The sequence below is a fragment of the Klebsiella sp. A-Nf5 genome (assembly GCF_002810545.1).
GTDB lineage: Bacteria > Pseudomonadota > Gammaproteobacteria > Enterobacterales > Enterobacteriaceae > Klebsiella > Klebsiella variicola.
Genome location: NZ_PIOG01000281.1, coordinates 59076 through 70404, shown reverse-complemented (window position 1 = coordinate 70404; position 11329 = coordinate 59076). Strand labels below are relative to the sequence as shown.

Annotated in this window: 12 protein-coding genes; 9 read left to right on the top strand and 3 right to left on the bottom strand. The window is 57.8% G+C overall.

Features of this window, described 5'->3' with window-relative positions; translation table 11 throughout:
- From ugpB to ugpQ, 5 genes are all read left to right on the top strand, one after another.
- Window positions 1-909 (top strand): sn-glycerol-3-phosphate ABC transporter substrate-binding protein UgpB (gene ugpB, locus CWM53_RS29390; RefSeq protein WP_100750908.1); only part of this gene is annotated, 909 nt, incomplete at its 5' end.
- Between the two features lie 106 nt (window positions 910-1015).
- Complete coding sequence (gene ugpA, locus CWM53_RS29385; protein ID WP_061153076.1) at window positions 1016-1903, top strand: sn-glycerol-3-phosphate ABC transporter permease UgpA; 888 nt, start codon at window positions 1016-1018, stop codon at window positions 1901-1903.
- Window positions 1900-2745, top strand: coding sequence for a sn-glycerol-3-phosphate ABC transporter permease UgpE (gene ugpE / locus CWM53_RS29380; RefSeq protein WP_064323935.1), 846 nt, complete (start codon window positions 1900-1902; stop codon window positions 2743-2745). The genes ugpA and ugpE overlap by 4 nt, the downstream gene beginning before the upstream one ends.
- Before the next feature lies 1 nt (window position 2746).
- On the top strand, window positions 2747-3817 hold the full coding sequence (locus tag CWM53_RS29375; protein ID WP_042946922.1) for a sn-glycerol-3-phosphate import ATP-binding protein UgpC: 1071 nt from the start codon (window positions 2747-2749) through the stop codon (window positions 3815-3817).
- The gene (gene ugpQ / locus CWM53_RS29370) at window positions 3814-4554 is read left to right on the top strand and encodes a glycerophosphodiester phosphodiesterase (protein ID WP_100729731.1); all 741 of its coding nucleotides are present in this window, start codon (window positions 3814-3816) and stop codon (window positions 4552-4554) included. The genes CWM53_RS29375 and ugpQ overlap by 4 nt, the downstream gene beginning before the upstream one ends.
- Before the next feature lie 23 nt (window positions 4555-4577).
- Here the strand turns inward: ugpQ and CWM53_RS29365 are convergent, their stop codons facing one another.
- A complete protein-coding gene (locus CWM53_RS29365) occupies window positions 4578-4898 on the bottom strand; it encodes a DUF2756 family protein (RefSeq protein ID WP_100676299.1) in 321 nt (106 codons plus the stop codon).
- A gap of 123 nt (window positions 4899-5021) precedes the next feature.
- Here CWM53_RS29365 and ggt point away from each other — a divergent pair, with 123 nt between their 5' ends.
- On the top strand, window positions 5022-6767 hold the full coding sequence (gene ggt, locus CWM53_RS29360; protein WP_100729732.1) for a gamma-glutamyltransferase: 1746 nt from the start codon (window positions 5022-5024) through the stop codon (window positions 6765-6767).
- Window positions 6768-7233: 466 nt separating this feature from the next.
- Here the strand turns inward: ggt and yhhY are convergent, their stop codons facing one another.
- Window positions 7234-7722, bottom strand: coding sequence for an N-acetyltransferase (yhhY, locus tag CWM53_RS29350; protein WP_004181470.1), 489 nt, complete (start codon window positions 7720-7722; stop codon window positions 7234-7236).
- A gap of 189 nt (window positions 7723-7911) precedes the next feature.
- The gene (locus tag CWM53_RS31545; RefSeq protein ID WP_165785150.1) at window positions 7912-8181 is read right to left on the bottom strand and encodes a hypothetical protein; all 270 of its coding nucleotides are present in this window, start codon (window positions 8179-8181) and stop codon (window positions 7912-7914) included.
- A gap of 51 nt (window positions 8182-8232) precedes the next feature.
- On the opposite strand from CWM53_RS31545, the gene CWM53_RS29345 reads away from it, so the two are divergent.
- From CWM53_RS29345 to gntR, 3 genes are all read left to right on the top strand, one after another.
- On the top strand, window positions 8233-9270 hold the full coding sequence (locus CWM53_RS29345; RefSeq protein WP_074387041.1) for an oxidoreductase: 1038 nt from the start codon (window positions 8233-8235) through the stop codon (window positions 9268-9270).
- Window positions 9271-9391: 121 nt separating this feature from the next.
- On the top strand, window positions 9392-10087 hold the full coding sequence (locus CWM53_RS29340) for a pirin family protein (RefSeq protein ID WP_061153085.1): 696 nt from the start codon (window positions 9392-9394) through the stop codon (window positions 10085-10087).
- Between the two features lie 114 nt (window positions 10088-10201).
- Entirely contained in the window at window positions 10202-11197 is a 996-nt protein-coding gene (gene gntR, locus CWM53_RS29335; RefSeq protein WP_074387042.1) for a gluconate operon transcriptional repressor GntR, read from the top strand.
- The last annotated feature ends 132 nt before the right edge of the window (window positions 11198-11329 follow it).

Sequence of the window (11329 nt, the reverse complement as noted above, 5' to 3'; positions counted from 1 at the left end):
CTCTCCCAGCCGTTTAACAGTTCTACCCCGGTGCTGTACTACAACAAAGACGCCTTCAAAAAAGCCGGTTTAGATCCGGAGCAGCCGCCGAAGACCTGGCAGGATCTGGCGGCCTACACAGCGAAGCTGAAAGCCGCCGGGATGAAGTGCGGGTACGCCAGCGGCTGGCAGGGCTGGATCCAGATTGAAAACTTCAGCGCCTGGCACGGTCTGCCGGTGGCCACGAAGAATAACGGCTTCGACGGTACCGACGCGGTTCTGGAGTTCAACAAGCCGGAGCAGGTGAAGCATATCGCTCTGCTCGAAGAGATGAACAAGAAGGGCGATTTCAGCTACTTCGGGCGCAAAGACGAGTCCACCGAGAAGTTCTATAACGGTGACTGCGGGATTACTACCGCGTCATCCGGCTCGCTGGCCGATATTCGTCAGTACGCCAAATTCAACTACGGCGTCGGCATGATGCCATACGATGCCGACGTGAAAGGCGCGCCGCAGAACGCCATCATCGGCGGGGCCAGCCTGTGGGTGATGCAGGGTAAAGACAAAGAGACTTACACCGGCGTGGCGAAGTTCCTCGACTTCCTGACCAAACCGGAAATCGCCGCCGAATGGCACCAGAAAACCGGCTATCTGCCGATCACCACTGCGGCCTACGATCTGACGCGCCAGCAGGGCTTCTATGATAAGAACCCGGGCGCCGATATCGCCACCCGCCAGATGCTGAACAAGCCGCCGTTGCCGTTCACCAAAGGCCTGCGTCTGGGCAACATGCCGCAAATCCGCACTATCGTCGATGAAGAGCTGGAGAGCGTGTGGACCGGCAAGAAAACCCCGCAACAGGCGCTGGATTCCGCCGTTCAGCGTGGGAATCAACTGCTGCGCCGCTTCGAGCAAGCGACCAAATCGTAATCTGTAACTTGCCCGGTGACGCTGCGCTTACCGGGCCTACGATGTGCCCTATGTAGGCCGGGTAAGGCGTAGCCGCCACCCGGCATTGTTCAGGAACCCAATCTCAATGTCATCAACCCGTCCGGTATTCCGCTCGCGTTGGCTGCCCTATGTGCTGGTCGCGCCGCAGCTGATTATCACGCTGATTTTCTTTATCTGGCCCGCGGGCGAAGCGCTGTGGTACTCGCTGCAGAGTGTCGATCCGTTTGGCCTTTCCAGCCAGTTTGTCGGCCTGGATAACTTCGTCACCCTGTTCCACGACCCGTACTATTTGGACTCGTTCTGGACGACCATAAAATTCAGCACCCTGGTGACCGCCAGCGGCCTGCTCATTTCGCTATTTTTTGCCGCGCTGGTCGACTACGTGGTGCGCGGTAGCCGCTTCTATCAGACGTTGATGCTGCTGCCGTATGCTGTGGCCCCCGCCGTCGCGGCGGTGCTGTGGATCTTCCTCTTCAACCCCGGGCGCGGGCTGATCACCCATTTCCTCGGCGAGCTGGGTTACGACTGGAACCACGCGCAGAACAGCGGCCAGGCGATGTTCCTGGTGGTTTTCGCCTCGGTCTGGAAGCAGATAAGTTACAACTTCCTGTTCTTCTTCGCCGCGCTGCAGTCGATCCCGCGTTCGCTGGTTGAGGCCGCCGCCATCGACGGCGCCGGGCCGATTCGTCGCTTCTTTAAGCTGGCGCTGCCATTGATTGCGCCGGTGAGCTTCTTCCTGCTGGTGGTCAACCTGGTTTACGCCTTCTTCGACACCTTCCCGGTGATCGATGCCGCCACCGCCGGCGGCCCGGTGCAGGCCACCACCACCTTGATCTACAAAATCTATCGCGAAGGTTTTGCCGGACTCGATCTTTCCGCTTCCGCCGCGCAGTCGGTGGTGCTGATGTTCCTCGTCATTATCCTGACGGTGGTGCAGTTCCGTTACGTTGAAAGTAAGGTGCGTTACCAATGATTGAGAACCGTCGCGGGCTGACGATTTTCAGCCACACCATGCTCATTCTGGGTATTGCCGTCATTTTATTTCCGCTGTACGTCGCCTTCGTGGCGGCGACGCTGGATAACCAATCGGTGTTCGAAACGCCGATGACCCTGATCCCCGGCGGCCATCTGCTGGAGAACATGAAGACCATCTGGGTGAACGGCGTCGGCGTCAACAGCGCGCCGTTCTGGCTGATGATGCTCAACAGTTTCATCATGGCGTTTGGCATTACGCTGGGCAAAATCGTGGTGTCGATGCTTTCGGCTTTCGCCATCGTCTGGTTCCGCTTTCCGCTGCGTAACCTGTTCTTCTGGATGATCTTTATCACCCTGATGCTGCCGGTCGAGGTGCGTATTTTCCCGACGGTGGAGGTCATCGCCAACCTCAAAATGCTCGACAGCTACGCCGGCTTAACGCTGCCGTTGATGGCTTCGGCCACCGCCACCTTCCTGTTCCGCCAGTTCTTTATGACCCTGCCGGACGAACTGATTGAAGCGGCGCGCATCGATGGCGCTTCGCCGATGCGTTTTTTCCGCGACATCGTGCTGCCGCTGTCGAAAACCAATCTTGCGGCGCTGTTCGTCATCACCTTTATCTACGGCTGGAACCAATATCTGTGGCCGCTGCTGATTATTCAGGATGTGAATCTTGGCACCGCCGTCGCCGGTATCAAAGGCATGATCGCCACCGGCGAAGGTACTACCCAGTGGAATCAGGTGATGGCGGCGATGCTGCTGACCCTGATCCCGCCGGTTGTCATCGTTTTAGCCATGCAGCGCGCCTTTGTGCGTGGCCTGGTCGATAGTGAGAAATAAAATGGCTGGTTTAAAACTACAGGCAGTAAGCAAAAGCTGGGATGGCAAAACCCAGGTGATTCAACCGCTGACGCTGGACGTGGCGGACGGGGAATTTATCGTCATGGTCGGCCCGTCGGGCTGCGGGAAATCAACGCTGCTGCGGATGGTTGCCGGACTGGAGCGGGTGACCAGCGGCGATATCTGGATCGATCGCAAACGGGTGACTGAGATGGAACCGAAAGATCGCGGCATCGCCATGGTGTTCCAGAACTATGCGCTTTATCCGCATATGAGCGTGGAAGAGAACATGGCGTGGGGGCTGAAGATCCGCGGCATGGGTAAGGGATTGATTGCCGAGCGGGTGCAGGAGGCGGCGCGTATTCTGGAGCTGGATGGTCTGCTCAAGCGTCGCCCGCGGGAGCTCTCCGGCGGTCAGCGCCAGCGCGTGGCGATGGGCCGCGCTATCGTGCGTGACCCGGCGGTATTCCTGTTCGACGAACCGTTGTCAAATCTCGACGCCAAGCTGCGCGTGCAGATGCGTCTGGAACTGCAGCAGCTGCATCGCCGCCTGAAAACGACTTCGCTGTACGTCACCCACGATCAGGTCGAAGCGATGACCCTGGCCCAGCGGGTGATGGTGATGAATAAAGGCGTTGCCGAGCAGATCGGCACCCCGGTGGAAGTGTATGAGAAGCCCGCCAGCCGCTTTGTGGCGAGCTTTATCGGCAGCCCGGCCATGAACCTGCTGGAAGGGCGGGTGAGCGATGACGGCGGCCGCTTTGAGCTGGGAGGCGGCATACAGCTGCCGATGAATCACGAGCATCGGCGCTACGCCGGGCGTAAAATGACGCTCGGTATCCGCCCGGAGCACTTTATTTTAAGCTCGCAGGCGCAAGGCGGCATCCCGCTGCTGATGGATACCCTGGAAATTTTAGGTGCCGATAACCTCGCCCACGGGCGCTGGGGCGAGCAGAAGCTGGTGGTCAGACTGCCGCATCAGCAGCGCCCGGCGGGCGGCAGTACGCTATGGCTGCATCTGCCCCTGGAACATCTGCATCTCTTTGATGGTGAAACAGGACAACGCGCATGAGTAACTGGCCTTATCCCCGCATCGTCGCCCATCGCGGCGGCGGTAAACTGGCGCCGGAGAACACCCTGGCGGCTATCGACGTCGGCGCCCGCTACGGGCACACGATGATTGAATTTGACGCCAAGCTGTCGAAGGACGGGCAGATCTTTCTGCTGCATGACGATAATCTCGAACGCACCAGCAACGGCTGGGGCGTGGCGGGCGAGCTGGCGTGGGACGATCTGCTGAAGGTCGATGCCGGCAGCTGGTTCAGCCGTGAATTTAAGGGTGAGCCGCTGCCGTTGCTCTCTCAGGTGGCGGAGCGCTGCCGCCGTCACGGTATGATGGCGAATATCGAAATTAAGCCGACCACCGGGCTGGGGCCGCAGACCGGCAACGTGGTGGCCCTGGCCGCGCGCGATCTGTGGCAAGGCATGACCGCGCCGCTGCTCTCCTCTTTTGAAATTGATGCCCTGGAAGCGGCGCAGAAAGCCGCGCCCGAGCTGCCGCGCGGGCTGCTGCTGGATGAGTGGCGCGATGACTGGCGCGAATTGACCACCCGGCTGGGCTGCGTGTCGATTCATCTCAACCACAAACTGCTGGATGCGGCGCGGGTGGCAAGCTTGAAACAGGCCGGCCTGCACATTCTGGTGTATACGGTCAATAAACCCCAGCGCGCCGCCGAGCTGCTGCGCTGGGGCGTAGACTGCATCTGCACCGATGCCATTGACGTCATCGGGCCGAATTTCCAGCCTTAAGACGGATTTGCTGCGGCTGACCTTTACGGGTTGGTCTGCCGCAGCATTCCACCGTTGTTGTTCGGTAGCACCTGCTGCTGCGGATTGAGATTGCCGCCCTGGGCCGCACGCTGCTGATTCGTCTGCAACTGGTTTTGCAAATGCTGCTGCTGCGAGCGGGTCTGATTGTTCAGATCCTGCTTCAGCATGCTCTGCTGCTGCTGTTGTTGCACCTTCATCTCATTTTGCATGCGCTGCTGGCTGGGGACCACGTAACCCGGCTGGTTAGGGTTGTTATTAACATTGATCGGCTGGGCTAATACGCCAAGCGGCATCAGCGCCGCCAGAAACAGAATCGCTTTCATGGTTTTCTCCTCCCGTGCGTGGGATCACTTAAGTGTACCTCGAATCTGCCATAACAATGATTTTTTAGGCGTTATCAACCAGGCTTAAGCGGGGAATGAAACCTACCTTTCAGGAGTAAGACAATGATAAAAACAACAATATGGCGCCAGGTGGTCATCGCTGCGTTGCTGGCGGGCGGCAGTTTCACCGTCGCCGCCAATCCGCCACCGCCGCCACCGGTCTCTTATGGCGTAGAGGAAGATGTGTTCCACCCGGTACGCGCCCGGCAGGGGATGGTGGCGTCGGTGGACGCGCTGGCGACCCGCGTCGGCGTGGATATTCTGCGCCAGGGCGGCAACGCTGTCGATGCGGCAGTTGCGGTTGGCTACGCGCTGGCGGTCACCCATCCGCAGGCCGGTAATATCGGCGGCGGCGGTTTTATGTTGCTGCGGACTAAAGACGGCCAGACCACGGCGATCGATTTCCGCGAAATGGCGCCGGAACAGGCCACCCGCGACATGTTCCTTGACGACCAGGGCAACCCGGACAGTAAAAAATCGCTGACTTCGCATCTGGCCTCCGGCACGCCAGGCAGCGTCGCGGGCTTCTCCCTCGCCCTGGAAAAGTACGGCACCATGCCGCTGAACAAAGTGATCCGCCCGGCGATTAAGCTGGCGGAAGAGGGCTTTATTGTTAACGATGCGCTGGCGGACGATCTGAAAACCTACGGCAGCGAAGTGATCCCGCAGCATGAAAACAGTAAAGCGATCTTCTGGAAGAACGGCGAGCCGCTGAAAAAGGGCGATCGACTGGTGCAAAAGAATCTCGGTAAGAGCCTGGAGCTGATTGCTGAGCACGGCCCGGACGCCTTCTATAAAGGGGCCATCGCCGACCAGATCGCTGACGAGATGAAAAAGCACGGCGGACTTATCACCAAAGCCGATCTCGCCAGCTATAAGGCCGTCGAACGTACGCCGATTAGCGGCGACTATCGCGGGTATGAAGTTTACTCCATGCCGCCGCCGTCTTCCGGCGGGATCCACATCGTGCAGATCCTCAATATCCTCGAAAATTTTGATATGCAGAAGTATGGCTTTGGCAGCGCCGACGCCATGCAGGTAATGGCAGAGGCGGAGAAACACGCCTATGCCGACCGTTCTGAATATCTCGGCGACCCTGACTTCGTCAAAGTGCCGTGGCAGGCGCTGACCAGCAAAGCTTACGCCAAAGCAATTGCCGCCGAGATTGATGTCAACAAGGCCAAACCTTCCAGTCAGATCCGCCCGGGCAAGCTGGCGCCCTATGAAAGTAACCAGACCACCCACTTCTCGGTGGTCGATAAAGAGGGTAATGCGGTGGCGGTGACCTATACGCTGAATACCACCTTTGGCACCGGCATCGTGGCGGGGGACTCCGGCATTCTGCTGAATAACCAGATGGATGACTTCTCGGCGAAGCCCGGCGTGCCTAACGTTTATGGTCTGGTAGGCGGCGACGCCAATGCGGTGGAGCCGAAAAAACGCCCGCTGTCGTCGATGTCGCCGACCATTGTGGTGAAAGACGGCAAAACCTGGCTGGTGACCGGCAGCCCGGGCGGCAGCCGGATCATCACGACCGTGCTGCAGATGGTGGTCAATACCATCGATTTCGGGATGAACGTCGCGGAAGCCACCAACGCGCCGCGCTTCCACCATCAATGGCTGCCGGATGAGCTGCGGGTGGAGAAAGGCTTTAGCCCGGATACCTTGAAGCTACTGGAGGCGAAGGGGCAGAAAGTGGCGCTGAAAGAGGCGATGGGCAGTACCCAGAGCATCATGGTAGGGCCGGACGGCATGCTGTATGGCGCCTCCGATCCACGTTCGCCGGATGATTTAACGGCGGGGTATTGATGTGTTGCCCGGTGGCGCTGCGCTTACCGGGCCTACAACTGTGCGAACGTAGATACTGTTATCGGTTTGCAACTTTTTTGGCCCGGGAAAAACATATGCTTTGTGTTAATTCAGAGCACATTGCGCTCCCGATATTTCTTCTGCGTTATGACTCTCACGGCGCAGGGAGCGCACAGAGGGCGGCCAGTCGCCGCCGCCCTCTGTACTCCCGGGCTCTGGCCGCCAAAATCGCCACTTCGTGGTACCTTCGACTTATCCCGGCAGGCTTCGGGTCGGGCCGAGGCAGCATCCGTGCAAAACACGGCCCTCAGCCCGCATCCATGCGGGCTGCCCCGGCCTTCCGGGAACGTCTCAGCGATTTTGAGGCCCATCAACACCGGCAGTTTCAGCCAGCATGGTGAATAAATTAAAGGCAGGCCGCACGAACGGTAGGCCGGGTAAGGCGAAGCCGCCACCCGGCAACACGCTACTTCATTCTCGCCATATAATACGCATCCACATACTCACCGTTACGCAGCGCGTAACGCCTGCCGGTGCCTTCGATCTCAAAGCCGTACTTCTTATACACCGCAATTGCCGGGGCGTTATCGGCAAACACCGTCAGCTCAATACGCTCGACGCGTAACCAGTTGTCGCACATATCAATCATGGTACGCATCAGCGCGCTGGCGACGCCGCGGTTGTGCCAGCGCGAATCCACGCTGACACCAAAATCGGCGACGTGGCTACGGCGGGGACGTTGGACGACGGCAATGCTCAAATGGCCGACGACTTGCTCATCGATACAGGCCACCAGCTGCTTCACGCCGGGCGTATCGGTTAGCCGCTCCCGCCACATATGTTCGGATGGATGAGGGACCTGTAGCGTGTTGTGATACACCTCCGGCTGGGCGTGAATTTGACGAATCGCGTCAATATCTTTCGGTTCAGCATGGCGTATCACGATGTCACTCATTCCTTGTTCCTCATTCAGGTGAAAAGTCCCTTTAAACATCACTGACTACAGCGTTCGAGTCAACACGCATTATTTGCAAAAAAAAGTAGACAACTGCGAATGAGAATGATTATTATTGCTCTGCATTCAGGAAGACCCCTGCGGAAAGCCTGAAAGCACGACATTGCTCACATTGCTTCCAGTATTACTTTAGCCAGCCGGGTGCTGGCTTTTTTTTTGCGTCTCGCCGACCGGCTCGATGCTTTGCTGTAGATCCGTCAGCAGAGTGAGGATGCTGCTCCTCCGCGGCCAGCCCTGCCACTTCTCCACCGACTTGCCGCCTTGCTCAAGGCTTGTAATGGCAAAGTGATGGTTTAACTTGATGTAAATTAACTCATTATTGATGTGTCCGTCGGAGTGATGCTCGCACGTTTTTTCTGGCGAATCTTCGCGGAAAGCGGACAGAGAGGATGAAGTCATGCCCCGGCTTGCGCTATGGTTGAAGGTAGCTCATCAACTAAGGACAGCGTTATGACTCTGCACTGCGCATTTATTGGCTTCGGCAAAAGTACCACCCGCTACCATCTTCCTTACGTTTTGCACCGCAAAGACCGTTGGCATGTGGCGCATATCTACCGCCGCCGGGCGAAGCCCGAGGAGCAGGCACCGCAGTATTCCCATATCCATTTCACCAGCGATCTTGATGACGTGTTAAACGACCCACAGGTCAATCTGGTGGTGGTCTGCACTCACGCCGACAGCCATTTTGAATATGCGAAAAAGGCGCTGGAGGCGGGGAAAAACGTGCTGGTGGAAAAGCCGTTCACCCCGACGCTGGAGGAGGCCAAAACCCTGTTTGCCCTGGCAAACAGCAAGGGCCTCACGGTGACGCCCTACCAGAATCGTCGCTTCGACTCCTGCTTCCTGACCACCAAAAAGGTGATTGAGAGCGGGAAACTCGGCGAACTGGTGGAGATCGAAAGCCATTTCGATAACTACCGCCCGGTGGCGGAGACCAACCCCGGCGGCCCGCAAAACGGCGAGTTCTATGGTCTCGGCGTGCATACCCTGGATCAGGTAATTTCGCTGTTCGGCCGCCCGGACCATGTCTCTTACGATCTGCGTTCGCTGCGCAATAAAGCCAACCCGGATGACACCTTTGAGGCCCAGCTGTTCTTCGGCGATCTGAAGGCCATCGTTAAGACCAGCCATCTGGTGCAGATCGACTACCCGAAATTTATCGTTCACGGCCATAAAGGTTCGTTTGTGAAATACGGCATTGACCAGCAGGAGACCAGCCTGAAGGCCAATATCATGCCGGGCGAGCCGGGTTTTGGGGCGGACGACAGCGTCGGCGAGCTGGTGTACGTCAACGAGGCGGGGGAGACGGTGCGTGAAGCAGTGCCGCTGGAGACCGGCGACTACGGTCGGGTGTACGACGCGCTGTATGACACCCTCGTCAACGGCCAGCCGAATTACGTCAAGGAATCTGACGTTCTCACCAATATGGAGATCCTGCAGCGCGGCTTTGAGCAGCCTTCTCCGGCCACCATCACCCTGGCAAAATAAGCAAAACGGGCTCCTCGGCGCTTGTTCATATTTTTTGAACAGAGGAGTCAATTTTCACCCTCTATGATCGCCGGCGAAATGGGTCCACACTGAATCCATCGAAAACATACGGGGGTGCAACATGATCTACTTACGCAAAGCGAACGAACGTGGCCACGCTAACCATGGTTGGCTGGATTCCTGGCATACTTTCTCTTTCGCCAACTATTATGACCCGAATTTTATGGGCTTCTCTGCCCTGCGGGTGATTAACGACGACGTCATCGACGCTGGTCAGGGCTTCGGTACCCATCCGCACAAAGATATGGAAATCCTGACTTATGTGCTGGAAGGGGCGGTGGAGCACCAGGACAGCATGGGCAACAAAGAGCAGGTGCCGGCGGGTGAGTTCCAGATCATGAGTGCGGGTACCGGGGTGCGCCACTCTGAGTACAACCCGAGTAAAACCGATCGTCTGCGTCTGTATCAGATCTGGATTATTCCGGAAGAAACCGGCATTACCCCGCGCTACGAGCAACGCCGCTTCGACGCCACGCAGGGTAAACAGCTGGTGTTGTCGCCAGATGCGCGAGATGGCTCGCTGAAAGTGTACCAGGATATGGAGCTGTATCGCTGGGCGCTGCTGAAAGATGAGCAGTCGGTTCATCAGATTGCCGCGGAACGCCGCGTGTGGATCCAGGTCGTCAAAGGTGAAGTGACCATCAACGGTACCAAAGCCACCACCAGCGACGGTTTGGCGATTTGGGACGAGCAGGCGATTTCGGTTCACGCCGACAGCGATAGCGAGATCCTGCTGTTCGATCTGCCGCCGGTTTGATAGTTATCTGAGCCAGGTTAAATAAATTGCGCAGCCTTTTCCGATGTTGGGGAAGGTTGCGCTTTGTCCGTGATAAACTGAGAAAATGTTTCCCCGTTGATCACAGTCAGGACGATGAAAAAGAAAAGACCCGTACTTCAGGATGTAGCCGATCTTGTCGGCGTGACCAAAATGACGGTCAGTCGCTATTTACGCAACCCGGAGCAGGTCTCCGAAGCGCTGCGTGGCAAGATTGCCGTTGCCCTCGATGAACTGGGTTATATTCCCAATCGCGCCCCTGACATTCTCTCCAACGCGACCAGTCGCGCCATCGGCGTGCTGCTGCCATCGTTAACCAACCAGGTCTTCTCGGAAGTGCTGCGCGGTATCGAAAGCGTCACCGACGCCTTCGGCTATCAAACCATGCTGGCGCACTACGGCTATAAGCCGGAAATGGAAGAGAAACGCCTCGAATCGATGCTCTCCTGGAACATTGACGGTCTGATCCTTACCGAACGCACCCATACGCCTCGCACCCTGAAGATGATTGAAGTCGCCGGCATTCCGGTGGTGGAGCTGATGGACAGCCGGTCGCCGTGCCTCGATATCGCCGTCGGGTTTGATAACTTTGAAGCCGCCCGGCAGATGACCGCGGCGATTATCGCCCGCGGCCATCGCCACGTCGCCTATCTGGGGGCGCGTCTCGATGAACGTACTATCATCAAACAGAAGGGGTACGAGCAGGCGATGCTCGACGCCGGGATGACGCCCTATAGCGTGATGGTGGAGCAATCTTCGTCCTACTCGTCGGGGATCGAGCTGATGCGTCAGGCGCGCCGCGAATATCCGCAGCTTGACGGTATCTTCTGTACCAACGATGACCTTGCGGTCGGCGCGGCGTTTGAATGCCAGCGCCTGGGGCTGAAGATCCCCGATGATATGGCGATTGCCGGGTTCCACGGCCACGATATCGGCCAGGTGATGGAGCCGCGGCTGGCCAGCGTCCTGACCCCGCGCGAGCGGATGGGGCGCATCGGCGCCGAACGGCTGCTGGCGCGCATTCGTGGTGAAACGATTACCCCTAAGATGTTAGATTTAGGTTTCACATTGTCACCGGGCGGATCAATTTAAACTGACAAGTTTGAAGTAGATCACACATATTCACATCTGGCACGAATGGATATTGCTTCTCCACAGATCCGGCATGACAATGTTACCGATAACAGTTACCCGTAACAATCAACCGATACGCCGCCTTCGCGC

What these genes read in the sequence shown, in the direction of transcription:
- CWM53_RS31545 (WP_165785150.1), bottom strand. Translation starts at nt 8,181, where the DNA reads ATGACTTCATCCTCTCTGTCCGCTTTCCGCGAAGATTCGCCAGAAAAA.
- CWM53_RS29365 (WP_100676299.1), bottom strand. Translation starts at nt 4,898, where the DNA reads ATGAAAGCGATTCTGTTTCTGGCGGCGCTGATGCCGCTTGGCGTATTA.
- gntR (WP_074387042.1), top strand. Translation starts at nt 10,202, where the DNA reads ATGAAAAAGAAAAGACCCGTACTTCAGGATGTAGCCGATCTTGTCGGC.
- CWM53_RS29375 (WP_042946922.1), top strand. Translation starts at nt 2,747, where the DNA reads ATGGCTGGTTTAAAACTACAGGCAGTAAGCAAAAGCTGGGATGGCAAA.
- ugpA (WP_061153076.1), top strand. Translation starts at nt 1,016, where the DNA reads ATGTCATCAACCCGTCCGGTATTCCGCTCGCGTTGGCTGCCCTATGTG.
- ugpQ (WP_100729731.1), top strand. Translation starts at nt 3,814, where the DNA reads ATGAGTAACTGGCCTTATCCCCGCATCGTCGCCCATCGCGGCGGCGGT.
- CWM53_RS29340 (WP_061153085.1), top strand. Translation starts at nt 9,392, where the DNA reads ATGATCTACTTACGCAAAGCGAACGAACGTGGCCACGCTAACCATGGT.
- yhhY (WP_004181470.1), bottom strand. Translation starts at nt 7,722, where the DNA reads ATGAGTGACATCGTGATACGCCATGCTGAACCGAAAGATATTGACGCG.
- CWM53_RS29345 (WP_074387041.1), top strand. Translation starts at nt 8,233, where the DNA reads ATGACTCTGCACTGCGCATTTATTGGCTTCGGCAAAAGTACCACCCGC.
- ggt (WP_100729732.1), top strand. Translation starts at nt 5,022, where the DNA reads ATGATAAAAACAACAATATGGCGCCAGGTGGTCATCGCTGCGTTGCTG.
- ugpE (WP_064323935.1), top strand. Translation starts at nt 1,900, where the DNA reads ATGATTGAGAACCGTCGCGGGCTGACGATTTTCAGCCACACCATGCTC.